This window comes from Nonomuraea sp. KM90, from assembly GCF_052246675.1.
Taxonomy (GTDB): Bacteria; Actinomycetota; Actinomycetes; order Streptosporangiales; family Streptosporangiaceae; genus Nonomuraea.
On the sequence record NZ_JBQQCB010000031.1, the window covers coordinates 1 to 23,929 of the forward strand.

Annotated in this window: 19 protein-coding genes and 1 pseudogene; 8 read left to right on the forward strand and 12 right to left on the reverse strand. The window is 71.6% G+C overall.

Annotated elements, in window-relative coordinates:
• The 5 genes from ACTWPW_RS27790 to ACTWPW_RS27810 form a co-directional block, all read right to left on the reverse strand.
• Nucleotides 1–1,808 (reverse strand): hypothetical protein (locus tag ACTWPW_RS27790; protein ID WP_443170359.1); only part of this gene is annotated, 1,808 nt, incomplete at its 3' end.
• Nucleotides 1,809–1,838: 30 nt separating this feature from the next.
• Nucleotides 1,839–2,744, reverse strand: a complete 906-nt coding sequence (locus tag ACTWPW_RS27795; protein ID WP_443170360.1) for an ABC transporter permease subunit — start codon at nucleotides 2,742–2,744, stop codon at nucleotides 1,839–1,841.
• Complete coding sequence (locus tag ACTWPW_RS27800) at nucleotides 2,741–3,751, reverse strand: ABC transporter ATP-binding protein (RefSeq protein ID WP_443170361.1); 1,011 nt, start codon at nucleotides 3,749–3,751, stop codon at nucleotides 2,741–2,743. Before ACTWPW_RS27800 ends, ACTWPW_RS27795 begins: the two co-directional genes overlap by 4 nt.
• A gap of 870 nt (nucleotides 3,752–4,621) precedes the next feature.
• Nucleotides 4,622–5,875: a hypothetical protein gene (locus ACTWPW_RS27805; RefSeq protein ID WP_443170362.1), complete on the reverse strand. Its 1,254-nt coding sequence runs from the start codon at nucleotides 5,873–5,875 to the stop codon at nucleotides 4,622–4,624.
• A gap of 392 nt (nucleotides 5,876–6,267) precedes the next feature.
• Complete coding sequence (locus tag ACTWPW_RS27810) at nucleotides 6,268–7,728, reverse strand: RICIN domain-containing protein (RefSeq protein ID WP_443170363.1); 1,461 nt, start codon at nucleotides 7,726–7,728, stop codon at nucleotides 6,268–6,270.
• A gap of 641 nt (nucleotides 7,729–8,369) precedes the next feature.
• On the opposite strand from ACTWPW_RS27810, the gene ACTWPW_RS27815 reads away from it, so the two are divergent.
• Both ACTWPW_RS27815 and ACTWPW_RS27820 read left to right on the forward strand, forming a co-directional pair.
• Nucleotides 8,370–10,622: an ATP-binding protein gene (locus tag ACTWPW_RS27815; protein ID WP_443170364.1), complete on the forward strand. Its 2,253-nt coding sequence runs from the start codon at nucleotides 8,370–8,372 to the stop codon at nucleotides 10,620–10,622.
• A 612-nt stretch (nucleotides 10,623–11,234) separates the two neighbouring features.
• Nucleotides 11,235–11,639, forward strand: a complete 405-nt coding sequence (locus ACTWPW_RS27820) for a hypothetical protein (RefSeq protein WP_443170365.1) — start codon at nucleotides 11,235–11,237, stop codon at nucleotides 11,637–11,639.
• A 28-nt stretch (nucleotides 11,640–11,667) separates the two neighbouring features.
• Here the strand turns inward: ACTWPW_RS27820 and ACTWPW_RS27825 are convergent, their stop codons facing one another.
• Nucleotides 11,668–12,249, reverse strand: coding sequence for a TetR/AcrR family transcriptional regulator (locus ACTWPW_RS27825; protein ID WP_375112737.1), 582 nt, complete (start codon nucleotides 12,247–12,249; stop codon nucleotides 11,668–11,670).
• 64 nt (nucleotides 12,250–12,313) lie between these two features.
• Between ACTWPW_RS27825 and ACTWPW_RS27830 the strand changes: the two genes are divergently transcribed.
• A complete protein-coding gene (locus tag ACTWPW_RS27830; RefSeq protein ID WP_443170366.1) occupies nucleotides 12,314–13,357 on the forward strand; it encodes an FAD-dependent monooxygenase in 1,044 nt (347 codons plus the stop codon).
• A gap of 127 nt (nucleotides 13,358–13,484) precedes the next feature.
• Here ACTWPW_RS27830 and ACTWPW_RS27835 read toward each other — a convergent pair whose 3' ends face one another.
• Complete coding sequence (locus ACTWPW_RS27835) at nucleotides 13,485–14,255, reverse strand: 2-oxo acid dehydrogenase subunit E2 (RefSeq protein WP_443170367.1); 771 nt, start codon at nucleotides 14,253–14,255, stop codon at nucleotides 13,485–13,487.
• Between ACTWPW_RS27835 and ACTWPW_RS27840 the strand changes: the two genes are divergently transcribed.
• From ACTWPW_RS27840 to ACTWPW_RS27850, 3 genes and pseudogenes are all read left to right on the forward strand, one after another.
• Nucleotides 14,244–14,651 (forward strand): SDR family oxidoreductase, encoded by a 408-nt coding sequence (locus tag ACTWPW_RS27840; protein WP_443170368.1) that lies wholly within the window; start codon nucleotides 14,244–14,246, stop codon nucleotides 14,649–14,651. The genes ACTWPW_RS27835 and ACTWPW_RS27840 overlap by 12 nt on opposite strands.
• Nucleotides 14,652–14,806: 155 nt before the next feature.
• Nucleotides 14,807–14,881: pseudogene (locus ACTWPW_RS27845) on the forward strand (helix-turn-helix domain-containing protein); the annotation flags it as partial.
• A 220-nt stretch (nucleotides 14,882–15,101) separates the two neighbouring features.
• On the forward strand, nucleotides 15,102–15,401 hold the full coding sequence (locus tag ACTWPW_RS27850) for a cupin domain-containing protein (protein ID WP_443170369.1): 300 nt from the start codon (nucleotides 15,102–15,104) through the stop codon (nucleotides 15,399–15,401).
• A gap of 29 nt (nucleotides 15,402–15,430) precedes the next feature.
• Here the strand turns inward: ACTWPW_RS27850 and ACTWPW_RS27855 are convergent, their stop codons facing one another.
• Both ACTWPW_RS27855 and ACTWPW_RS27860 read right to left on the reverse strand, forming a co-directional pair.
• Nucleotides 15,431–17,248, reverse strand: a complete 1,818-nt coding sequence (locus tag ACTWPW_RS27855) for an ABC transporter ATP-binding protein (protein WP_443170370.1) — start codon at nucleotides 17,246–17,248, stop codon at nucleotides 15,431–15,433.
• Nucleotides 17,245–19,095, reverse strand: a complete 1,851-nt coding sequence (locus ACTWPW_RS27860) for an ABC transporter ATP-binding protein (protein ID WP_443170371.1) — start codon at nucleotides 19,093–19,095, stop codon at nucleotides 17,245–17,247. Before ACTWPW_RS27860 ends, ACTWPW_RS27855 begins: the two co-directional genes overlap by 4 nt.
• Before the next feature lie 279 nt (nucleotides 19,096–19,374).
• On the opposite strand from ACTWPW_RS27860, the gene ACTWPW_RS27865 reads away from it, so the two are divergent.
• Complete coding sequence (locus ACTWPW_RS27865) at nucleotides 19,375–19,752, forward strand: MerR family transcriptional regulator (protein ID WP_375112744.1); 378 nt, start codon at nucleotides 19,375–19,377, stop codon at nucleotides 19,750–19,752.
• Nucleotides 19,753–19,811: 59 nt separating this feature from the next.
• On the opposite strand, the gene ACTWPW_RS27870 is transcribed toward ACTWPW_RS27865, so the two are convergent.
• From ACTWPW_RS27870 to ACTWPW_RS27880, 3 genes are all read right to left on the reverse strand, one after another.
• Nucleotides 19,812–20,663, reverse strand: a complete 852-nt coding sequence (locus tag ACTWPW_RS27870; RefSeq protein WP_443170372.1) for a phosphotransferase — start codon at nucleotides 20,661–20,663, stop codon at nucleotides 19,812–19,814.
• A 648-nt stretch (nucleotides 20,664–21,311) separates the two neighbouring features.
• Nucleotides 21,312–22,298 carry an LLM class flavin-dependent oxidoreductase gene (locus ACTWPW_RS27875; RefSeq protein ID WP_443170373.1) on the reverse strand — a complete coding sequence of 329 codons (987 nt, stop codon included), beginning with the start codon at nucleotides 22,296–22,298 and terminating at the stop codon, nucleotides 21,312–21,314.
• Nucleotides 22,299–22,505: 207 nt separating this feature from the next.
• Complete coding sequence (locus ACTWPW_RS27880; protein WP_375112747.1) at nucleotides 22,506–23,198, reverse strand: DUF899 domain-containing protein; 693 nt, start codon at nucleotides 23,196–23,198, stop codon at nucleotides 22,506–22,508.
• Nucleotides 23,199–23,353: 155 nt separating this feature from the next.
• Here ACTWPW_RS27880 and ACTWPW_RS27885 point away from each other — a divergent pair, with 155 nt between their 5' ends.
• On the forward strand, nucleotides 23,354–23,929 hold the full coding sequence (locus ACTWPW_RS27885) for a hypothetical protein (protein ID WP_443170374.1): 576 nt from the start codon (nucleotides 23,354–23,356) through the stop codon (nucleotides 23,927–23,929).

The following is a 23,929-nucleotide window of genomic DNA, read 5'->3' on the forward strand; positions in this document are numbered from 1 at the left end:
CCGGCGTCCTCGCCCGTGGCTGCGAAGTCCGCCATGGGGGTGACGGGGACCTCGCCCCGCGCGATGGCGGCGACCGTGTACGCGCCCGCCGCGCCGAGCAGCGCCCTGGAAACCGCTGCCCGCAGGGTCGGGCCCGCCGCGACGCCGAGCAGGTCCGGCTCGAAACGTGCGGCCCGGCGATCCCAGGGCCCGGCCAGGACGGCGCTGCGGGGAAGGCCGAGCGTGACGGTCCGCGCGGGTGTGCCGGTGCCGTCGAGGGAGGCGAGCACGTTCGTCGCGCTCAGGTCGAGGGAGGCGAGCACGTTCGTCCCGCTCAGGTCGAGGCCCGCCACCAGAGGGTCCCCCGCCAGAGGCGCACCGCCGAGCCAGCCCCGCACGCGCTCCGCCGCGACGGCTTCGGCCTCCTCCGGCGCTGGGGGAAGCAGGCCGTGGCATCGGCGGTGAAGGTTGACGGCGTGGCGCAGGGACGCCTCTTCGAGCGCGCTCAGTCTGGCCTCGATCAGGGTGCCGGTGCCGAAGGCCACGATCGGAGCGGGGTCGGCGGACGGCGCGATCAGCGCGCTGATCTTCACCGGGATCTGCGGGACGTCGTCGTCGTCGAACCTGCGCATGATGCCGACGTGGTCGGCGACCACGTGCTTGAAGCGCTGATAGGCCTCCTCCTGCGACGGCCGCACCCCGGCACCGACTGGCCCCTCGACCGCGAGGCCGGTATCCGCGAGGCCGGCGTCCGGGAGACCCGCCAGTGGCTCGCGGGTGGTGGCCGGGTGCGGCACGACGTGCTCGATGTGGATGTTCAGCCGGTCCGGATCGACGATCACGACGGAGTCCTCGATGTCGCTCGGGATACGGCCGGTGAGCAGCTTGAAGACCTCGAACGCGGCGACGCTGACGGCGATGGTCGCCGCTGCCGCGGGCAGCACCTCAGGCGCGGCGGTAGCCGCGGAGCCGCCCCCGGCCGCCAGCCACACGTCCCCGCTCCCCGGTACGGCGTTGTCGCTCATGCGGAGCATCGCGGAGCGGACGGTCTCGATCGTGCTCCCGCCAGGCTGCCAGGGGCCGAGGACCAGCCGGTCCCCCACCCGGATCAGCGACACGAAGCCGGCCCCGGCCGCACGGGCGCGCTCGGCCAGTCCGAAGAGGTCGGGCGACGGCCGGTCCGCGGCGACCAGACAGATCACGTCCACGCCCTCGACGGCCAGAGCGGCGGAAGCCCCGTGCACCGCCACGGACGCGGAACCCCTCACCACGGCGGCGGAATCACCGTTCACCGTCATCGGCGCGGAACCCGTCACCATGGTGGCAGCGGAGCGTGCGTCGGCGGTACGGACCCAACCTCCCCGCGCGCTGCCGATCCCGTTGGCGGCCAGCGCCCCGGCCAGCGCACTCGCCTGGCCCGGTTCGTCGCAGACCACCAGCACCCGCGCCGCCGCGGCCCGGAGGAAACCGGTCCCGTCATCGCCGTGATGCTCCAGGAAGGCGATCTGCCCCGAGAACCGGTCACGGAGATCGGACTCCAGCGCGACGCCGCTCTCCGGCGCGTCCGTCACGACGCCGCGCGAGGCCAGGGTCGTGATCAGGGACCTGACGCTGGCGGCCTGCGCCTCGGGCACGTCCGCCAGCAGGTCGCTCAGCCGCGTGGTGCCGTCGAGGTGGGGCAGCAGCGCCGACAGGTAGCGATAGGCTCCCGCGCCCCTGATGAGGAATCCGTCGCCGCGCCCGCGGACGTACATGCCGTCCGGGGTCTCGAGGAAGGCCATGTCGGTACGCATCCGGGGGCGGACGACGTCACGAGGCTGGGTTGTCACAACGATCTCCCCTTGTCGAGGTTCTGAACGTCAGGCAAGGTCACGGCGGCTGATCAAGGTGAGCGCGATCGCGATCCCGGCGGCGACGTACGCGAGCAGCACAGCGCAGGCGACCGGCCCGCTCACGTACGCGGCCACTCCCACGCCTCCTCCCCCCGGCGACGGGGTTCCCAGGGCGGCCACGAGCGAGCCGCCGGCGGGCCCCAGCAGGATCGCGCGCACGGGTCGCAGGGCCGGGACGATCCCGGCGAGCCCGGCCAAGGCGTTCTCCAGCCCCAGCGTCCACATCAGCCCCACGCCGAGCGCCGCGCCGACGCCCCGGAAGATCACGCCGAGCGCCAGCCCGGCGCTCATCCAGGCGATGGACAGGAACGCCGTGGCGCCGAGGGCAGCGGCCACCTCCGAGAGCGGCGGCCAGATCGCCGCTCGCCCGGTGGCCGCCGCGATGACCATCGAGGTGACCAGGGCCGCCGCCTGCGCCGCGGCCACGAAGACGGTCACGGCTGCCGCACCCGCCACGGCCTTGGCAATGATCACCTGCGCCCGTCCTGGGCCCTGCGTCAGCCGGGCCTGCCAGGTCCGCCAGCGGTACTCCGAGCCGGTGACGAGCACTCCGAAGATCAGCATCGTGGCCCCGCCGAACAGGGGGTAGCTGCCCGCCGCCGTCGTGTGGGCGGCCGAGGGCAGCAGCATCTCCAGGAGCGCGGCACGCTCGGCCGCTTCCCCGGCGGGATCGAGCGTCGAGTAGACGATGTACGGCACCCCGAACCCGAACGCCACCACCATGAGCACCCACCCCGTCCCGATCAGCGGGAGAGCGGGCCGCCTCCACAGCAGCAGAGCCTCGGCCGCCAGCGCGTCGGACCACGATCGCCACCAGGGCGTTGCCCTGCCCCCGGCCACCGGGTTCACCTGTCCTGACATGGCCGCGGTCACGAAGCGTCCCCCGTGGAATGCCCCGCGGAGTGCCCCGGGGAGTGTCCCGGGGAATGATCGTGGGCGGTCAGGGCGAAGAAGACCTCTTCCAGCGACGGCCGCTCACGCCGGGCCTCGTGCACCTCGACACCGGCCTCCACCAGAGCTCTCACCAGGCCGGGGACGCCGTCCGGCGGAAGGTCGAGCCGCCAGTGCGGATCGTCGGCGCCGCCGGCCCGGACGGCGCCCGCCCAGGCGGGGTTCGCCCGCAGCACCCGCTCCGCGGCGTCCACCGGCCGCAGCCACAGGGCGACCGCGCCGGACGGCGTGCGCGACAGCAGTGCGGCCACCGTGTCCTCCGCCGCGATCTCGCCCCGGTCCAGCACCATGACCCGGTCGCACACCTGCTGGACCTCGCTGAGGAGGTGGGAGGAGAGCAGGACGGTGGCGTGCTCGCGCAGCTCCCTGATCAGCGAGCGCATCGACGCGGTGCCCTCGGGGTCCAGCCCGTTGGTCGGCTCGTCCAGGATGACCAGCGCCGGGTCACCGAGCAGCGCGGCGGCGACCCCCAGCCGCTGCCGCATGCCCAGCGAGTAGCCGGAGACCCGCCGGTCGGCGGCGCGCTCCATGTCCACGACCCGCAGCACCCGCCCGACCTCCGCCTCGGACAGGCCCCGCGCCCGGGCGAGCACCCGCAGGTTGGCGCGCCCGGACAGGTGCGGCACGAACGCCGGCGACTCGATCAGCGCGCCGATCCGCCGCAGCGCCCGGCCGTCGCCGGGTGTCCCGCCGAGGACCTTGACGGTGCCCGTATGGCTGCGGATCAGGCCGAGCAGGATGCGCATCAGCGTCGTCTTTCCCGCGCCGTTGGGCCCGAGCACTCCGTAGACTTGGCCGGGGTCGATCCGCAGGGTCACGCCGTTCAGCGCGCGCACGGCGCCGAACGTCTTCGTCACGCCCTCGAGCTCGACGACGGCGGCGCCCGCCACCGCGGAGAGCCGAGGAGCGATCTCCTGCCGCAGCGTCATGTCCGCCGCTCCGCATGGTGCAAGGTCATGTCTCATTCCCGTTCCGAGAGCTTCGGGCCGGTGCCCGCCGGCTGAGGAAATGATGCGACGAGCCGCTCCCCGCCGGCTCCCTTCCCGCTCCTCGCCCGGGAACGAGCCAAGACGTTCACACCGATCCGGCGCCCGTCTCAGGACTGGAGTTGCCTCAAGGCCAGGTAGTCAAGGTTTTGGGCTGCCGGCAAAAGCGCGTCGGGTCAGCTCGATCGTCTGGGGCGCCACCGGCCAGGTGACGTGCGGGCGCGCAGGCGGAGTCCTCGCCCGAGACCACGCGGACCGCGCGGTCCTGCTGTCCATCCGCGCGACCACCGGACGGCCGTCAGCGCCGACCACGACAGACAGCGTCTGCGACTCGGAACGTCATCCTCCCGAGAGAACCCGCGCCACCTCCCGGGTCACCGGGCGCGAACCGTCATCGCCCACATCAGAGCCGTTCCCTCCGCCCTCCCTTGCACCACCCCAGTCAGAAGGACCGTCACAGGACTGATCAACGAGTACCACAGGGCAGCCTGATCACCCGGCGAACGCCCAGCTCGGCAGCAGTGTCCGCGTTCTGGCACCGCGCACGGCATGATGCCGTGCGATCACCGGCGGAGTGGATCAGTTGAGAGGTGGCGGCCGGCCGTGGGCCGTGGGCGGGTGGAGATCCGGTTCGCGGGTGTGGCCAGGTCCTGGCGGTATCGCCGAGCCGGGCCAGTGCTGGCAGCAACTCCCAGCCGTACGCCTGCGCCGACGGCAGCTCCGGCGGCGCCGTCCCCGCCACGCTGCCCGGACCGATCGCCTGCCCCGCGACGCGTCCGGCTCCAGACAGCCGGACGCGAAGCTGAGGAGACGTCAGGACATGGTGAGCGTGCCGTCCGCGTTACGGGCGCACGAGACGACCGCGCGGGGTGCCGCGGCGAAGGCGCCGGCCAGGCACTGGCCGAGGACCGTGTGGCCCGCGGCGTTGGGGTGCCACGACTCCTGGCAGGTCTGGAAGTAGGTGACGCACGTGTTCGCCGCCCGCTGGATGTCGATCTTGTCCCAGCCGGACAGGCTGGTGATGAACGTGCCGGACGGCCCGTCCTGTACCCGGACCGGCGTCGCGAGCGCGCCCGCCGGGCTGCCGGGGTTCTCGCAGAGCCTGGCCCCGTCGAAAGCCCTCTGGACGTCCAGTACGCGCAGGTCGGCCGCCGGACGTTCGGCTGCCAGCGTGGCACGCGCGTTCTTGACCAGGGAGCCGAGGTTCTGGGAGAACACGTGCCCAGGGGCGAGGCTCGCACGGTGGATCGGGCATCCGGCGGCGTAGCGCTCGGCGCCGAGGGCGCGGAACTTGTCGCGGGTGTCGGTGCGGCCGTCCTCGTCGTGGTACTGCGCGGCGATGTCGGGCGGCAGCGGGTTGGTGTAGGTCTGCAGGATCACCTGGTGGGTGCCGTCGGCGTCGATCTGGGCGAGGGTGTCGAGGATCTGGCGCAGGGCCGCGGTGGTCTCGGTGGTGGCGGCGGCGACCTCGGCGTCGGTGGCCAGGTCCGAGGCGGTGCAGGGCTTCTGCGGCACTTCGCCCTTCAGGTAGGCCCAGAACTCCCACCAGCCTGTCCAGGCGTCGGCGATGAAGCGGTTGGCGCATAACGTGGCCACGTCGCCGAAGGTGAACTGGGTGTTGTTGGAGCCGAGGCCGACGAGGACGACGTCGATGTCGTGCGTCTGGGCGAGGGCGCGTAGCTGATCGAGTTGCGAGGCGACGGCGCGGCCCTCGGCCCGGGCGCTGGCGGGGGCGGCGATGTCGGCGGGCTGGGCACCGGAGCACGCGAGGTTGAAACGTTGCTGGATGCCTGGGAGCGACGCCGTGAACACCGAGGCGTTCGCCGACCGGTGGCAGAAGTAGGCGTTGCTGTTGGCCGCCGACCAGCCGGGGAAGGTCTGTGCCGTACCGGAGGCGTCGACGACGGGCTGGTAGTCCCCCGCACCCTCCCCGCTGACGAAGCTGTCGCCGAGCGCGACGGCGGCGGTGGGCAGAGCCGCCTGCGCCGGTCCACCCTGTACGGCCTGGATGCCCGCCGCGCTCACCAGGAACATGACAACCGCGGCGGCACGCTGGAGGAACCTCATGACCACCTCATTTCCTACTAAATGATCACGAAATACGCATGTGTGGATCACAACATGCCGCACAAACCGCGTCAACATGCCCGCCTCCGGCAAGGGCATCCTCACCGCCGGTCCGGGCATGCTCTACGGCCAGCACGTCATGCCCTGGCCGGTGACCGGGCCGCGGTAATGGTCCGCGGGATCGGGCTGCCGTTGAGCGGGCAAACCAGTTCGACCTGGGTGGCCGCCTTCTCCCCGGCGGGACGGTCGCGCGGCCGGCGACTGGCCGCCGGGCAGGAAGAACTGGACCACGGGCCGGACGACGCCCCGGGGTGCCGTCCAGGATCACGTGGACTGCTCGCCCTCCGGCGGCCCGATGCCTTCGTGTTCACGTGCTTCGGTTCGGTGTGGCCTCAAGCGTCCCAGCGCTGGTTCGCGCCGCCCCAGCAGGTGTACTGCTGGATACGGGCGCTGTCCGCCGTCGACTGGTCGGACACGTCGAGGCACTTGCCCGAGTGCCGGGCGACGATCTCGACGTAGCTCGTGCCGGACACGGCGCGGAGTTGCCACTGCTGGTTGGTGCCGCTGCCGCACGCGTACTGGATGACGGCCGCGTTGTTCGCGGTGGAGGCGTTGTTCACGTCGAGGCACTTGCCGGAGTGCTGCGCCACGATGTTGTGGTAGCCGTTGCCCAGATCGCGCAGTTGCCACTGCTGGTTGGCGGCCCCGCTGCAGGTGTACTGGATGATCTCGGCGGCGTCCCCGGTCGAGCCCTGCAGGACGTCGACGCACTTGCCGGAGTTCTGGTTGACGATCTGGGTCGTCGTTGCGCCACCGCCGCCGTCGACGGCGTCGCCCCAACCGTAGCGCAGGCGGTTCGCGCCGGACTGGTTGCGGATCGCGAGGTTGAGGCCGGTGCCGCTGCCGCTCTTGGCGTACATCGAGTACCAGTCGTAGCCGATGTCGCCGGGCTTGCCGCCGATGGCCGGCCAGTAGGTGCCACCCATGGCGTTGTCCCGCATCACCTGGGTGACGGCGCGGATGTGGCGGACGAAGTTGTCCGTGCTGTTCGCGTCGGCGTAGTTCAGGCCGTTGTTCATCGGAGCCCCGAACTCGGTGACGACCGCCCGCGAAGCGCAGTTGCCGAGGCGGGTCTGGACGTGGGACCGCCAGCCGTCGTACGTGTTCGCCGAGTAGAAGAACGCGTAGTGGTGGAACGAGAACAGCGTGCCGGCGAAACGCGAGTCGTTGCACAGGTCACGGAGGTCCTGGCTGTAGCCGGTACCGCCGACGAGCACCCGGTTCGGCGGGGCCGAGTAGTGGTGGTCCAGCCAGTCGGCGGCGATGGTGCGCCACTCGGCCGAACTGTAGCCGTGCGGCTCGTTCATCGGCTCGAAGTACACGAGGCTGTTCGATCCGTACTGGGAGGTCACGGTCGACCACATCGAGTTCCACGCCGACAGGTTGGTGATGCGGCCCCCGGAGGCCGCGCCGTCCTCCCAGTACGCGAGGATGACCTTCCACCCGCGCGCCGTGGCGGCGTCGACGGCGCCGCGGTAGGCGTTCCACCAGGTGGTGCCGACGGTGTGGGTGTTGATCGGCAGCCGAACCGTGTTCACACCGAGTGTCGACTGCATGTCGTCGTACAGCGCGTTGGCCTTGGCCTGGACGGTGGCGTAGCTGTCGGAGCCGCTCAGCCCGTCGACGACGAGCGGGCCGGTGCTGAAGTTGTCGCCCAGCACGGCCCAGTTCATGCCGCGGAACTGACTGGTCGCAGCCGCTGCGGGCGTCGTCCATAAGCCCACTGCGGCGATCGGCAGGAGCACCAGGGCCGCCAGCCCGGCGAGCAGCCGCCTGGCTCGGAATGTGTCCATGAGGGAACCCTTCTCGTGCGTCGTCGCGGCGGTCTGCTCACGGGCCGGAAGGTCGCGTCGGCCGGTCCGGCCGAGATGGTCCTGGTACCTGGCGTGGTCGCGCACTGTCGAGCGGGCACGACGAGACGTGGGGCTTGTCATAGTTCTCTCCTTGAGGGCATGCACCATGGACCGGCGGCACTGCCGGCCAGCACACGCTCACCGCGTGATTGTTAACGCCCGCCCGGAGAGAAATCCGTCTACCAAACCCAAGTTAGCGCTAACACATCGCCGAGAAAAGATCGTGTGAGAACCGGCCTGGCAGGAGAAGCCCTGGCCGGGGGAAGGCATGGGGCACTGCGCCTGCCGATAATTACATCCGTCCAGGTCATGACCATGTGAGGACTTCGCTTGGCAGCGCGAGCTCCGGCCGCCCAGAAGACGGAACGCGTACGGCAGGATGATCCGCCGTGCTCCTTCGCCTGGTACGCCGACGAGACCGGCTGGGCGGCGTCCTTCACGAGTACTCACATGCCCGCTTGACCTGCATGGATGAACCTTCGGCAGGCACAGTCTCCACCGCCAAGCCAACGAACTCGACATGCTGTGCCTCGTACGGCTCCCGCGAGGGGATACTTCTCCCGACGGGATGAGGAGTCGCCGTGGCCGGACGCAGCAGCAGATGGAGCCTCGCGCTGATCGTCCTCATAGCCGCGTTCTTCGCCACCTGGGGCCTGTGTACGCTGATCAGTCCTGATGAGGTCGCGTTGTCCCTGGCCGGGCTGTCCACAGCGGTGCTCTCCCTGCCCCTCGGCGTATGGGCGAGCAGGCAACCCACCGGCACCAGCGCGCTTCCTCCCGACGAGCCCCGCCACGCCATCGTCCCACGGCAGCTTCCCGCGGTCCCGCCGGGGTTCGTCGGGCGCATCGCCGAGCTCACGAGGCTGACGGTCCTGCTCGACAGCGCCCTTCCCGACGGTGAGGGCCTCATCGTGATCTCGGCGATCGACGGCATGGCCGGCATCGGGAAGACCGCGCTCGCCATCCGCTGGGCGCACCTGGTGGCCGGCCGATTCCCGGACGGCCACCTGTACGTGAACCTGCGCGGCTTCGACCCCGCTGGCGATCCCGTGTCCTGGAAGGACGCACTGCGGGGATTCCTGGACGCGCTCGAAGTGCCTCCCGAGCGCATCCCGGCCGATGCCGAGGCCCAGGCCGCGCTCTACCGCAGTGTCATGAGCGAGCGGCGCATGCTGATCGTCCTGGACAACGCCAGAGACGCGGAGCAGGTACGCCCGCTGGTGCCCGGCTCCCGGGGCAGCGCCGTCGTGGTGACCAGCCGCCACCGGCTGACAAGCCTGATGGTCCTGCAAGGCTCGTACCCGCTGACCCTCGACGTGCTCTCCGACGACGAGGCCCGCCACCTCCTGGCCCACTGGCTCGGCCGGGAACGGATCGACGCCGAGCCGGCGGCCGTGGACACGCTTGTCGCCCTGTGCGCCGGCCTGCCCCTGGCACTGGCCATCGTCGCCGCCCGCGGCGCGGTGCACCCGCAGTTCTCCCTGGCCGCGCTGGTCGCCCAGCTCCGCGACAGCGAGCAGAGCCTCGACGCCTTCCCCTGCGAGGACGCGCCGGCGGATGTCCGTGCCGTCTTCTCATGGTCGTACCGGCACCTTGCGGAGCCCGCGGCGAAGGTGTTCCGCCTGCTGGGCCTGCATCCCGGGCACGAGATCACCGTGCTCGCCGTGGCGAGCTTCGCCGGCATCGGGCGGCGAGCCGCGCGCGAGGCGCTCTCCGACCTGTCGGCGGCGCATCTGGTCGCCGAGCTGACGGCCGGCCGCTACAGCCAGCACGACCTGCTGCGGGCCTACGCCGGCGAGCTGGCCGACGTACAGGAGCAGGGCAACGATCGTGCGGAGGCGATCGACCGGCTGCTCGCGCACTACCTGCACAGCGCCTTCGGAGCCGCGGTGCTCCTCCACCCACGCGCCGGCCCGCTCATCGACATCCCCGGCCACCCGCGTCCCAAGGTCGTGCTCGCGGAGATCCTGAACTACGCCGACGCCATCTCGTGGTTCGAGACCGAACACGCGACCCTCATGGCAACCGTCCGCCTGGCGGCCGAAACGGGACGTTACACGTACGCATGGCAGCTGCCCTGGACCATGGAGGAGTACCTGGACCGGCGCGGCCACCGCAACGACAGCCTGCTCATGCAGAAGACCGCCGCATGGGCGGCGGAGCGCGAAGGCAGCACCATCGGGCAAGCCCACGCGCACTCAGCGCTGGGCAGGGCGTATCACTGGCCGCGCATGGACCAGGAGTCGCGCCATCACTACGCGCAGGCCGCGCGGCTCTTCGAGACCCTGGGCAATCCGGTGGGCCACGCGCACGCGCTCATCGACATCAGCCACATCTGTGAGCACCAAGGCAACGTGTCCGAGGCGCTGATCCACGGCGACAGGGCGCTCGAACTGGCACAGGGTACAGGTGACGAGCGCGCGCTCGCCCGAGCCCTTTACTTCAGTGGCTGGTACCTGGCCATCCTCGGCCAGGCCGCGCCCGCCATCGCGCGCTGCAGGGAGGCGCTGCTGCTGGAGCGTGACATCGGTGACGTCCGCGGCGAGGCGTTCGCCCTGGACGCCCTCGGCTCCGCCCACCATCGCTCCGGTCTCCACACCGAGGCCGTGGCCTTTCACCGGGACGCCTTCATCTTGTTCGAAGGCTTCGGGGACCGGTACGGGCAGATCAAGTCCCTCCGTAACCGCGGCGACGCCTTGCTGGCGGCAGGGCGGGCCGGCGAGGCGCGGGCGGTGTGGCAGCAGGCGCTGGACATCGCGATCGAGATCGGCGACGCCGACCCAGGTCACGTCTTCCCCGACCTCATCCGCGACCGGCTCACCGCCCTCGGCTGAGCCTTGACCCGGCGGCGGGAAACGCGACCACGGCGTTCCTGTACGGCTCGCATCGTGACGAGGCTGCTTCGCGGACTGCCGCCATCGACTGCAGGTCAGCCTGGCCGGCGGGCTCAAGATGCCGGTCGGATGCCCATCAAGCCGGCCAGGAGGCGCAAGGGCTGGAGGAATACGCCCGGGATGCCGCCTGCCCGGAGCGGTCCAAGTGCCGGACATAATCCGGGAAGATCTCGCCGAAATCGTCCGCAGCCATCGCCCTGTCGGGCTGTGGTCGTTCCGGGCGACATCGCGACCGTTCCCCGCCGATCTCCACAGGCTCGCCCCACCGAAGGGAGACATCATGCACCGTCATGACGGTAGTTGGTGGCACAACTTCTGGGCCCACGGAATTGAGGTTCTCACCTCCGGCGGGCTTTCCCACTCGACGGGCACCAGCGGCCAGCACGAGCACCGCTGAGCACCCGGGCCGCGGCACTGCGAGCGGACCATGCCGTCCCGTTGTGGGCGGTGCGGGCGAACGTCCCGTGTGACGCAGCGGCTTCCAAGCCGATCACAAGCGCGGCGCCCTATTCCTGGGAGGGTTCGTTCGTCACCGCGCCGTGGAGCTCTCTCATGCGTTCGCTCGCCGTCCTGACCGCCGCCGCCGCTGTCTCGCTGATGCTCACCGCCCCGGCCGCCGCCACCCCGGCGATATGGAAGTGGCGTGCCGTGCACTCCACCGACGGCATGGCCTCCGCCTGGGGCGAGGTCGCGATCCACCAGTTCGGCCACGTCGTGGACGGCAAGCTGGAGGACACGCGCGGCAAGGGCTGCGCGTGGGCGGTGCTGCGCTCGCAGGACTCGCGCAACGGGCGCTGGCGCGAGCACGGCTTCTTCAACTGCGTGCCGGGCGTGGGCACGTTCAGCAAGGACTACCGCAACACGCGGCAGGTCAGGGTTCAGGTCTGCCGTGGCACGGCCAAGCGGCCCACGGGCGAGTGCTCGGCGTGGAAGACCATCCTGCGCCCGGGACAGTAGCGGAGGGCTGCGGGTGGGGGCCGCCAGGTCAGCTCGGCCGGGGTGGGCAGGCCGAGGCGATGAGGCGGTCCAGGAAGGCGTCGAGGTCGTCGAGCCCGTAGGCGGCCAGCACGTCGGGCGGCTGGGTGAGCAGGTAGGTCAGCGCGCTGTTGACGGCCAGGGTGACCATGGCGGCGCTCTGGCGGGTGGCCGGCAGGCCGGCGGACTGCTGGGCGCGGAGGTGCAGGTCGAGGTCGGCGCGAGTGAGCCGGGCCAGGGTCTGGCGCACCTCGGCGTTCCTGGCCGCTTCGGCGTGCAGCTCGAGGTAGGCCAGGACCCGGGACCGGTTGACCGTCAGCGCCCGGTCGATCATCTGGCGCAGCAGCGCGAGCAACTGGCCGACGGTGTGGATCTCGGCCTGCTGCAGCTCGCTCCAGTAGCGGTCGACGCACCGCTCGGCGGTGGCCTGGAGGAGGCGGTCGCGGGTCGGGAAGTAGTTCTTGGCCGTGCCCTCCGGCAGCCCGGCGGCCCGGTCCACCGCACGGTGGGTGAGGCCCCTGCCGCCCTCGCCCGCCAGCACCTCGATGGCCGCGTCGCACAGCAGGCCGCGTCGATCCCTGTTCTCCGCCATGGCTCCCCATTGTCCCGCTCGACAGGACCACCACATCCGTGGTACCACATATGTGGTGATGAAGATGAGAAGAGCTGTCATCGTCGGCGCCGGAGTCGGCGGGCTGACGACCGCGATCGCGCTGCGCGCGATCGGCTGGGAAGTATCGATCTTCGAACGGTGGCCCCGGATCGTCGCCGAGGGCACCGCACTCGGGATCCGCCCGGACGCCCAGGCGGGCCTGGCCGGTCTGGGGTTGGGCGAGCGGCTGCGCGAGCGCACCGTCCCCTACCGGCGGGCGCAGATCCGCACCCCCGGCGGCAGACGCCTGGCCGACCTCCCGCTGGACCGCATCGAACGGCGCGGCGGAGCACCCGTCCGCATGCTCTCGCGGGCCTCGCTGATCGAGATGCTGGTGCGGGAGGTGGACCCGGCGACGATCAGCACGGGCGTGGAGATCACCGACCCTGCCGCGCTGCGTGCCGACCACGACCTGGTGGTCGGCGCCGACGGGGTGCGCAGCGCGGTGCGCCAGGCGTTCTTCGACGCCGCGACCCGGCCCCGGTACACGGGGATCGTCGCCTGGCGCGGCGTGATCGAGGGCTTCGAACCGCAGGACTACGGCGAGAGCTGGGGTCGCGGGCAGATGTTCGGGATGACACCGCAGGCGCCGGGCGTGACCAACTGGTACGCCCCCGTACGGACCCCCGAGGGGACGCGCGAAACCCTCGACGACCTGCGCGCCCGCTTCGCCGGCTGGCACGACCCCATCCCCACCGTGCTCGCCGCGGCCGACGAGGACGCCGTGCTGCGGCACGAGGTCCACGACCTGTCGCCGTCCCTGGCGTCCTACGTCACCGGCAACGTCGCGCTGGTCGGGGACGCCGCCCATGCGATGACGCCCGCGCTGGGGCAGGGCGCCTGCCAGGCGTTGCTCGACGCCGTCGAACTCGCCGCCTGCCTGCGCGCGCATCCCGGCGACGTGGCACGGGCGCTGCGCTCGTATGACGCCCGCCGCCGTCCGGTGGCCCAGCGGATGGTCGCCGCGTCCCGGTGGATGACCCGCCTGGCCGGGGCCGGCCACCTCGCGGCGCCGCGCAACGCTCTGATGCGGCTCCTTCCCGTCTAGTCCACCGGCGGGTGCGGTCAGGCCCGGTCGACCGGGCGGTGAACCGGTTGCCGGCGGAGGCGAGGCCGGCCGGCCCGCTGTCCCCGCTCCGCCCGAGCGGTTCTCCTCGTGCCCCTGGGCCAGGATCTCACTTCGCGATCTCTGCGATGCCCAGGCTGTGCGGCCATGTGTGGTCCGGGGCCTCGAGCCGTCCCTTCACGGACGTGAGGTAGCGGGCGGCGTCCGCGCCGTCCACCAGGCGGTCGTCGTAGGTCAGCGACAGGTACGCCATCGGGTGGACCGCGATGAGGTCGTCGCCGTCGGGGCCGCGCAGTGCGACCGGCCGGCGGGTGACGGCGCCGAGCCCGAGGATCGCCGACTGGGGGGCGTTGACGATGGGTGTGTCGAACAGCGCTCCCCTGCTGCCGGTGTTGGTGATCGTGAACGTCCCGCCCGCGAAGTCGTCGGCGGTGGCCGAACCGTCCCGGGCTCGGGCCGCGAGGTGAGCGATGTGCCGGGCGAGCGCCCCCACGGTGAGGTCGCCGGCGTCGCGGATGACCGGGACGACCAGCCCCTCGTCGGTGTCCACCGCGATGCCGAGGCCGACCCCGGCGGGGTGGGTGACCGTCCCGGCGGCCAGGTCCAGCTCAGCGTTGATCACCGGGTGGCCGGCTAGGGCCCGCACGGCTGCCTCGGCCACGAACGGGAGCACCGACAGCGCGACGCCGTACCGGCTGCGGAACGTGTCCTTCGCCGCCTCGCGGATCCTGACGACGTGGCTGAGGTCCACCTCGATCACCGTGGTGAGCTGCGCGGACTCCTGGAGCGAGCGGTGCATGCGGTCGGCGATGACCTTGCGGCGCCGGGAGAGGCTCTCGACCCGGCCGCGGGTGCCGGACCCGGCCGGGTGGGCGGCCACCGGACGGGGCGCGGCGGGGGCCGGGTGCGGGGTGGCGGCGGGGGCCGTGCGCGGGATGGCGGCGCCGGCCTGCGACTGCGCCGCCCGGACTTCCGGCTGGACTTCCGGCTGGACTTCCGGCTGGACTGCCGGTCGGTCTGCCGGTGGGGCTGCCGGTCGGACCGACGTACGGGCGGGCCGCCCGCGCTCTGGACGAAGCTCGACCAGGATCTGATGAACATCGGCGACGCCGACGCGCCAGGTCAGGCCATGGCCGGCTTCGCCGCCGACATCCTCCGGGGCCGGGTCGCCACCGGCGCGGACATCCTGGGCACGGCGCTGTTCCTGGCCTCCGCCGACTCCGACTACCTGACCGGTCAGGTCATCATGGTTGACGGGGGCATGGTGCTGGTCTGAGCCCCGCATGACGGTCCCTCGCGGGCCGCCTGTCCCATCGTCGTCGCCATGAGCTAGGAGCACCTTTGACTTCTCCCCATTCACCGCAGACTTCGGACGACGCCACGGCCGTCAACCTCGGCCTCCGGCTGCGGAGGGCACGTAAGAAGTCAGGGTTGTCGCTGCGCGAGCTCGCGCGCCGGCTCAACGTCTCGCCCTCCTTCCTGTCCCAGATCGAGAACGGCAAGTCGCAGCCTTCGGTGGCGACGCTGTACCCCATGGCGCAGATGCTCATGGTGTCCGTCGACCACCTCTTCGAAACCGGCGAGGACGACAGTGAGCCGGCCGACGAGGCCGGCCCGGATCCGGACCTCGAACCGGACGAGGGGGAGCCGGAGGCGGCGCCCGACATCTCGGCGCTGCTGCACGAGACGGACCCGCCACCGCACCGGGCCGAGGACCCGGCTCGTCATGGACACCGGGGTGATCTGGGAGCAGCTGGCCACCAACACCGCGCACCAGCTGGACTTCATCGAGATCATCTACCCGCCGGGCGCCAGCTCGACCAACGACGAGCGGATGCTGCGCCACAACGGGTACGAGTACGGCTACCTCCTGGAGGGCGAGCTGGAGGTGACGTTCGGGTTCGACACCTTCACCCTGCACGCCGGTCAGTCGCTCGGGCTGAACTCCACCGTCCCCCACCTGTTCCGCAACCGGGGCACCGTCCCGGCCCGGGGCATCTGGTTCGTCCACCACGACCACGACTGACGGCGGCGTTCAGGACAGCGATCTGGCGGTCACCGGTACGACGACGCCTGCAAACGGTACATCTCCGCGTAGAGGCCGCCGCGACGGACGAGGTCGTCGTGCGTGCCCACCTCCGCGACCCGCCCCTGGTCGAGAACGACGACCAGGTCAGCCATCCGGACGGTGGAAAGCCGGTGCGAGACGAGCACGGTGACGCCGCCGTCGCGTGCCGCGGCCTGCCGGGAGGCCGCGGCCCAGCGGCGGAACAGGTCGTGCTCGGCGTCGGCGTCGAGGGCGGACGCCGGTTCGTCGAGGAGCAGCAGCAGCGGGCGGGAGCGCATCATCGCGCGGGCGAGCGAGAGCTTCTGCCACTGCCCGCCCGAGAGGTCGACCCCGCCCGGCCAGCGGGGGCCCAGCTGGGTGTCGAGCCCCGCCGCGAGCCCCGGCAGCAGGTCGGAGCCCCCGGCGCTGTCCAGCGCGCGCTCGACCGCCGCGTCACGACGGCACGGATCCGCGAGCGCCGGGAGATCTCCGATGCCGACCGTTTCGCGGACCAGGAACTCGAACCGTGCATGGTCCTGGAAGCAGGCCGACAGCCGGCGGCTGAACTCCGCGGGATCCATGGCGGCGACCGCGGTGCCGTCGTACAGGACCGCTCCGGAGCTCGGCCGGTACAGGCCGGCCAGGATCTTGACCAGGGTCGACTTCCCGGCGCCGTTGTCGCCGACGATCGCCACCGTCTGCCCGGCGGGGAACAGCAGGTCAACCCCCTGGAGCACCGGGCGATCGGTGCCCGGATAGCGGTACGAGACGCCCTCCAGCCGGATGCCGCGCTCCAGCGCCTCCGGTGGTCGCGCGGTGGCGACGGCGGCGTCGCGGGCCGATCTCTCGAGGTCGACCAGGTGGACCAGCCGGCCGGCCGCGACGAGGCTCTGCATGGTGAGCTGGAGCGTTTCCGCGGAACCCGTCACCAGCGCGAGCACCTGCCCGGCCAGCGCGGCGGTGAGAACCGCGTCGCCGACCGTGGCGCGTCCCTCGACGGCGAGGCCGACGACGAGCGCGACGGCGCCGACGTAGCCGATCACGAAGAAGCAGCGGCTCGCCACGCCGATCCCGGCGGCCCGCAGCTGGAGCCGGTGGTGAATCCGGCGGATCCCGCGCTGCTCGGCATGGAAACGCGAGCGCAGCTCACCGGCGATCCGGAAGAGCCGGATCTCTTTCGCGGCACCGGCGGTGGCCGTGAGCTCCAGCAGGTGTTCGGCCCTGCGCGCAGGCTCGGCCGCGCGCTCCTGCCCGGCGCGGAACAGGCCGCCGGTCCAGGGGCTCGCCACCAGAGCGGGAATCCCGAACAACGGAAGTGCCAGGAGCGCCGGGGTGACACCGGCCAGGAGCACGCCCATCATGACCATGCGGATCAGGGATGCCAGCAGCTCGATGAGCCGCGGGACGGCCTGGTACAGCTGGTGCTGCTGCCGGCGCAGGGCCTCCAGCTGGGTCAGGTGCTCGGGCGTCTCGTGCAGATCGATCGTCGGCATGCCTCCCGAGATCTGGAGTATGCGCAGGTTGAGCCAGTAGCGCAGCCGGCCGCTGAGCCCGGCGAGCACGCGGCTTCCCGCGTAGGCGAAGATCGAGGTGCCGGCGATCGAACCCACGACACCACAGGCTGCCGGCACCGCCGCCCTGGCGTCCGGCACGGCGATCGCGTCGATGAGCAGCTTCAGCCAGTAGGCGAAGAGCGCCGCGATGACGACCTGAGCGGTAAGGGCGAAGCAGGCCAGGGCAGTGCGCCACCGGTCCGCCGACCACGCGGCGCTGAGCACGAGGGTGGCGGATCGCCGCCAGCTCTGCCTGGACCCGTCCCCTGTCACGTGGCCGTCCCGTCGGCCGGGGATGCCTGGTAGGAGGCAGCCTGGATGGAGAAGAGCCGGGCGTACTCCCCGCCGGCCGCGACGAGTTCGTCGTGGCTGCCGTCCTCGACGATCCGGCCGCGGTCCAGCACCACGATCCGGTCCGCGCGGCGCACGGTCGAGAACCGGTGGCTGATGACGATCGTCGTCAGGTCACGGGTCAGGTCGAGGAAGCGGTCGTACAGGTCCGCTTCGGCGCGGACGTCCAGCTGTGCCGTCGGCTCGTCGAGGACGAGCAGGCCGGCGCCGTTCTCCACCGCGGCCATGGCTCGCGCGAGGGCGATGCGCTGCCATTGGCCGCCGGACAGGTCGACGCCGCCCGGGTACCGTCGTGACAGCGTCGTGTCGAGTCCGCCGGGCAGACCCGCGATGACGCCGTGCGCTCCGGCCCGTTCGGCGGCGGTGTGCACCATGGCGTCGAGGCGGTCGCGGGCCGTCCCGGACGCCGGCCCGCCGGTGTGCCGGCCGGCGGCCCGCAGCACCTCGACCGCCCCGAGACCGATGTTGTCCCGGACGGGGAGCTCGTAGTGCACGAAGTCCTGGAAGATCGCCGCGATCGTCCGGCGCCACGCGCCGGGGTCGAGGTCCGGGAGAGGGACGCCGTCCACGGTGATGGTGCCCGCCGCGGGGACCTCGAGGCCGCTCAGGAGCTTGATCAAGGTGGTCTTGCCGGCGCCGTTGAGCCCGACGACGCCCAGCGAGGTGCGGGCCTCGATCGCCAGATTCAGCTGCCGGAGCACCGGTCGTGAGTTCGGGTAGGCGAAGTCCACGCCGGAGAACCGGATCTCCCGTGAGATCCGGACGGGACGAGGGGACCGCGCGGGCCCGGTGCTCGCCGCCGGCGGGGAGCCGGTGCCGACCTGCGCGGCCTCCTTCTCGAGGGCCAGGACGACGGGCACGCGCGGGCTGCCGTATTCGATGAGGTCCGCGCCACTCTGGTCGGCCAGCGCGGTCATCCCTGACATGCCGAGGAGGAGCACCGTCAGCTGCGTCGCGGAGAGACCTCCGGCCAGGCCATCGGCGACCATGGCGCCGACCATGACCCCGTGCGAGCACAGGAGAACCAGGAGCACCACCGCCGTCCGCCACCGCCCGACCCTGCGCGCCCGCGCCAGCTGCTCAAGGGCACGGGTCCACCGCAGGCCGAATCGCTCGGCGAGCCAGTCGGTCAGCCCGAACACCCGGACCTCCTTCGCCCACGCCGGCCTTTCGGCGATCCTGGCGAGGTACTCCGCCTCCAGGAGCCCGGAGGACCACGCGTTGATGTCCAGGCGCCGCAGCGCCGTCATCATGACGGCGCCGGCGACGAGCCAGACGACGGCCAGGACACCGGCCGCGACCGGCCACACCGTCGCGACGAGCGCGGCGGCCGCGGCACCCTGGAACAGGTGCAGCCACCTCGTGCACCAGCCGTCGACCAGGTCACCGGGATCGAGCCCGGCGAGCCGCACGGACCGGTCGACGACCCGGGACAGCTGGGGATCCTCGAACAGCTCCAGCCGTTGCGTCCCCAAGGTCGCGTCGATCACGCGTCCCAGGAGGTAGTGCTCGTACCGCCGGTAGAACGCCCATTTCGCTACTTCATAGGCCGAGTTGGCCAGCTCCTGCGCCACCAGGAGGACGACCGCCGCGACCAGCAGGGCGACGAGCCGCCTACCACTTCCCGTGTCGAGGCCGCCAGCGCGAACGGTCTCGGGAAGCGTTCCGGCGATCAGCCCGACCAGGCCACCGAACGCGGCCGGCAGCACCCCGCAGACGCACGCCAGGAGCAGTTGCAGGGCGCTTCTCCCAGGAAGCGCCCGCATCATGAAGGACAGGGCGAGCCACCGGACGCCCGAAGGGCCTGGCCCTTTGCTACGCGTTTTCCCGCACTCGGAGATCCTGGACCGGCCCCCCGCGGCTGTCAACCACGCACCCGCACGTCGTGCGGATGCGCAGCGTCTGGAGGCCGGCCCATTCCCGGACGCCCCGTTGGCATCGTGCGCTTCCACGCGGTTGGGCAGCGTCAGGTCACGACGGTTAGGCTAGAACCTCACATGGATGTCAGAGGCAAGATGTGCGCCGCAGGTCACAACAGGGAGGACGAAGTGCGTATCGGGGAGCTCGCGTCCCGGACCGGGGTCAGCGTCCGGTCCCTGCGCTATTACGAGGAGCAGGGGCTGCTCACCAGCACCCGCAGCTCCAGCGGGCAGCGGCACTACACGGACGACGAGGTTGATCGGGTCACGTTCATCCAACGGCTGTACGCCGCAGGTCTGTCCAGCCGCACCATCGTCGAGCTGCTGCCGTGCGTCGATTCGCCCAGCATGGACAATTCCGACGCCGCGCTGGAGCGGATGGCGCAGGAGCGCGACCGGCTGTCCCGGCACATCACCGAGCTCATCCGCACGCGGGACGCGCTCGATGGTCTGATGGCCACGAATCGCGCGCATCGGGAGAGCCTGCGGACGGCGATGGCCGGCTGACCGGACCGCGTGCCTCGCCGGAGTGGGACGACGCCGGCCACGATCTCGAAGGCCCGCGATCAGCCATGGGCGTCCGGCCCTCTGCGATCGAGCGCCTCCCGGATCCGGCCGAGCCACTCGGTGCCCAGCCGGCGCCCGTCCGGGAATTGGTCGCCTCGATCCCAGCGCCACGCTGTGATCATCGCCAGCATGAGGATCCGGCAGTCGCGCAGCAAGTCCCGATCGACACCCGGATAGAGGTCACCGACTTCTTCGGGCGCGTGGGCGAGGTCGAACTCGACCGGCCCGCGGCAGCACGTCTCGAGGTCCACGAACAGCAGCCCGTTCTTCGTGGTGAGCACGTTGCCCGGGTGCGGCTCGCCGTGCAGCAACTGCTCGGCGCCGCCGCGCTCGACGACCGCCCGCCTGAGGTTTCGTAACGTGTCGGCGAGGAGCTCCCGGTCCGCGTCGGCGAGCTCCGGAGTGTGGTCGCGGCCGGCCACGAGTTGCCGGGCCTCCTCGACCCGATCCGTGAAGTGCGGCGCAGGGACGTCCAGCTTGCGCATGCCGGCGTGCAGCCGCCCGAGCGCGTGGGCGTAGTCGGCTGGTGGGACCTCTTGAGGCGGCACAGGTTCGTAGTAGGTCCACAGTGTGATCACGAAGCCGTCACGCTCGTGGACGCGTGGCTCGACTCGAGGATCGAGAGCGGCCACAGGGCTCTCGGTCTCGGCGAGCCGTTGCGCAAGCTCGATCTCGAACTGCGCGACCTGATGCGCCGCAGGTGCCACCCGGGCCAGGACGTCACAAGGCAACAGACGCAGAGTCAGCTTGTTCGAGTCATGAAGAACGACCGCGTCGTCGGCTGCCAGACCGAGTGCCGCGGCGGTCGACATGGCCGCGGCCGTCGCGCGCGGGAACTCCGACGCCTCCATCGTTGCCTGGCCCCTCTCCCCTACGCGCTGCCGTGCTCTCCAAGCGGTGCGAACCCGGGCCACCGTACCAAGGTCACCTCCTGGGTGGGGCGCTCACGGATCCGGAAGACCGGGTGACGAGGCGCGATCCGCTGGAACTCGGGCAAGGGAGCCGTCGACCCCAGCTCCAGGTGCGGCCGCGCGCCGGGCGCGGCGGCGAGCCCCGTACACCAGGACATCGAGCCGGTTCACGAGCCGCATGAGCGCGTTCGGCCGCCCTCGTCGGTACATCGCGCGCTTGAGCGCCGCGAGCCCGCGCACCACCGCACGGCCGATGCTCCGCACCCGCGGAGGGCCTTCGGTCATCGCGTCCTTCTCCACAGCGCGACCGCGGCGAGACCGGGAACGTTCTCGACGGCGGCGAGCGCCCCATCGCCGACTACGTCGAGGAGGGCATGCGTCCGCTACGCGGCATCTGGCCGTCCTCCCCCGCATGACGGCTCCGGCACGCACGGCGATCTCGCCGTCATCCGCTTCGGCACGCACGGCGATCTCGCCTTCGAGCGAAGGCGACGACGCCGGGGCAGCGCCGGGCGTGTCCCGCGAGTCCGGGCGCCAGGAGCCGGGATCTTCCCGATCCGGTCGCGGCATGCCGCCGCTGCTCCCCCGTCACGCGGTGAGCTGGGGGATGACCTTCTCGCCGAACAGCCGGATCGCGGCGAGCACCTCCTCCTGGGGCAGGCCGCCGATGTCGATCAGCACCAGGTGCGCGTCGAGACCCAGCAGTTTGCGCACCGCGTTGAGCCGGTCGGCGACCTCGCTGGGATCACCGCAGATCGCGGCACCCTCCATCAGCTCGTCGAGGTCGATCGCCCTGCCGTCGCCGCGCCACGGGCTGGCGAACGCGGCGTACGCCGCCAGGTGGGGCCGCCACCGCTCCCGCGCGTCGTTCTCGGCGACGAACACGTGGCTGGGCAGGGCGACCCGGCCGGGACCGTCCCGCCGGTAGCCGGCCACGACGTCCACGTAGATGCCGGGGTCGCGCAGGGTGCTGGGCAGCATGAGCGGCAGTCCCAGCTCGGCGGCGAAGTCCGCGGACGCCGCGGATCCGCTGCCGACCCACAGTGTCGGGTGCGGTCTCTGGATCGGGCGCGGGGTGGTGGTCACGTTCTCCAGCGGGCCGCGGAACGTGCCGCGCCAGGTGACGTCCTCCTCCCGCAGCAGTCTCAGCAGCAGGCGCAGGTGTTCGTGTAACCGCGGCCGCAGGTCCGAGGGGGCGATGCCGAACGCCAGGTCGGTCTCCTTGGACACGCCGCGGGCCACGATGAGTTCGGCCCGTCCGCCGGACAGCACGTCGAGGGTGGCGAGTTCTTCCGCGACGCGCACGGGGTCGTGGTGGGCCAGCAGGGTGACGCCGGTGGACAGGCGCAGCGTGGTCGTACGGGCCGCGATCGTGGCGAGCAGGAGCGCCGGCGCGGAGACGATGTAGCGGGCGAAGTGGTGTTCGCCGATGGCCACGCCGGTGAATCCGGCCTCTTCGGCCACGACGGCCTGGTCGACCATGGCGCGGATGCGATCCGGCTCGGAGGGTGCTCGCCCGGTTCGTGGATCCGGCAGGTGATCCCCGAGGATCAGCAGGTAGACCGATGAGCTCATGAAAGTCCCCGTGTCATCATGCGCGTGGTGTTCCGCGGCCGTCAGGCACCGGCACCGACCGTGTACCCCGAAGTCTCGCAAGAGACTCGCGTTCGCGGGCGCCCACCGGCACACGGCCTGGGCGGGACGGCCCCGCGGCGGACCGGCCCGCGGCGGACCGGCCACGAGCGGCCGGTCGCCGTGGGCGTACCGTCACAACGAAGGCCCCTAGGCGAGGTCGTCCGGGCCGTAGAGTGCGGCGACGTCCTTGGCGGTGGACCACCGGCTGTAGGTGGGCGACTGCGGCCAGCCGTCGGGCGAGTCCTGCCACTCCTCCTGCCGCCCGTACGGCAGCAGGTCGATCAGCGCGAAGGTGTGGCTGAGCTGCTCGGTGCCCCGGCCGCTGGTGTGCCAGGTGCGATACACGGTGTCGCCGTCGCGCAGGAACACGTTCACGGCGAAGCCCCCGCCGGCCGGTGCGCCGACATCGGCCCCGAACGGGCTGTTCGCGGTGGAGTACCAGGTCATCGCGTTGCCCACCCGCCGCTTGTAGGCCAGCGCCTCGTCGATCGGGCCCTGGGTGACGATGACGAACCGGGCATCGTACTGCTCCAGGAACTCCAGCCGGGTGTACTGCGAGGTGAACCCCGTACAGCCCGGGCACTGCCACTCCTTGCCCGGGAACCACATGTGGTTGTAGACGATCAGCTGGCTGCTGCCGTCGAAGACGTCCGCCAGCCGGACCGGTCCCTTCTCGCCCTCGAGGACGTAGTCCGGCATCCGCACCATCGGCAGACGGCGGCGCTGGGCGGCGATGGCGTCGAGCTCGCGGGTCGCGGCCTTCTCCCGGGCACGCAGCGCGTCCAGCTCACGCTGCCAGGTGTCGGCGTCGACGACGGGCGGCAGTGCTTTCGTACTCATGGTCCCTCCCTGATCATGTGCGTAACTTGCCGTACACGGAGGTAGACCCGGCCCGAGCGGCAAACTCATCGGTGCCGGCCCGGCCGGACGTTGCCATGCCTGGTCCACCTCATCTACGCTATTTCGTAATTATGGAATAACGTAGGAGCGTGACGATGAGCGAGGACAGACTCGCCGAGCTCGAACGCCGGATCGCCCGCCTGGAGAGCCGGCTCGGCACCGGGGTGGACACCGTCGACCCGCCGCGACGCGCCCCGGAGTCGCCGTCCCTCACCGCGGCGGCCACCGGCATGCTCCGCCAGGCGAAGGAGGAGGACGGGCTCGGCACGGTCGGCTACGTCGGAGCCGCGCGGTTGCCGGGCGGGGAAAGCCTCTGGGACAGGCAGCTCTCCCTCGCCGAGCTGCTGTCGGCCGACTGGGCGCCCGTGGCCGGCATCCTGGAGTCCCTCGGCAGCCTGCCGCGGCTGGCGCTGCTCGCCACGCTCGTACGGCGGGGCCGGTGCACCACCACCGAGCTCCAGGAGTCCCTGGGCGGGGACGGCGAGCAGACGACCAGCGGCCAGCTCTACCACCACCTGCGCGCGCTCCAGAGCGCCAGGCTGATCACCCAGCGGCGGCGCGGCGAGTACGCGTTGGCGCCTCAGGCCACGATCCAGGTCCTCACCATCCTCGCCGCCGCGTACAACCTGGCCAACGACCCCCCGTTCGGCCTGCCTGCCGATCCGGAATGA

Bases quoted from the DNA above. Each gene is read 5' to 3' on its own strand.
- ACTWPW_RS27820 (WP_443170365.1), top strand. From the start codon at position 11,235: ATGCGTTCGCTCGCCGTCCTGACCGCCGCCGCCGCTGTCTCGCTGATG.
- ACTWPW_RS27810 (WP_443170363.1), bottom strand. From the start codon at position 7,728: ATGGACACATTCCGAGCCAGGCGGCTGCTCGCCGGGCTGGCGGCCCTG.
- ACTWPW_RS27830 (WP_443170366.1), top strand. From the start codon at position 12,314: ATGAGAAGAGCTGTCATCGTCGGCGCCGGAGTCGGCGGGCTGACGACC.
- ACTWPW_RS27885 (WP_443170374.1), top strand. From the start codon at position 23,354: ATGAGCGAGGACAGACTCGCCGAGCTCGAACGCCGGATCGCCCGCCTG.
- ACTWPW_RS27875 (WP_443170373.1), bottom strand. From the start codon at position 22,298: ATGAGCTCATCGGTCTACCTGCTGATCCTCGGGGATCACCTGCCGGAT.
- ACTWPW_RS27860 (WP_443170371.1), bottom strand. From the start codon at position 19,095: ATGATGCGGGCGCTTCCTGGGAGAAGCGCCCTGCAACTGCTCCTGGCG.
- ACTWPW_RS27880 (WP_375112747.1), bottom strand. From the start codon at position 23,198: ATGAGTACGAAAGCACTGCCGCCCGTCGTCGACGCCGACACCTGGCAG.
- ACTWPW_RS27825 (WP_375112737.1), bottom strand. From the start codon at position 12,249: ATGGCGGAGAACAGGGATCGACGCGGCCTGCTGTGCGACGCGGCCATC.
- ACTWPW_RS27800 (WP_443170361.1), bottom strand. From the start codon at position 3,751: ATGACGCTGCGGCAGGAGATCGCTCCTCGGCTCTCCGCGGTGGCGGGC.
- ACTWPW_RS27805 (WP_443170362.1), bottom strand. From the start codon at position 5,875: ATGAGGTTCCTCCAGCGTGCCGCCGCGGTTGTCATGTTCCTGGTGAGC.
- ACTWPW_RS27870 (WP_443170372.1), bottom strand. From the start codon at position 20,663: ATGGAGGCGTCGGAGTTCCCGCGCGCGACGGCCGCGGCCATGTCGACC.
- ACTWPW_RS27850 (WP_443170369.1), top strand. From the start codon at position 15,102: ATGGACACCGGGGTGATCTGGGAGCAGCTGGCCACCAACACCGCGCAC.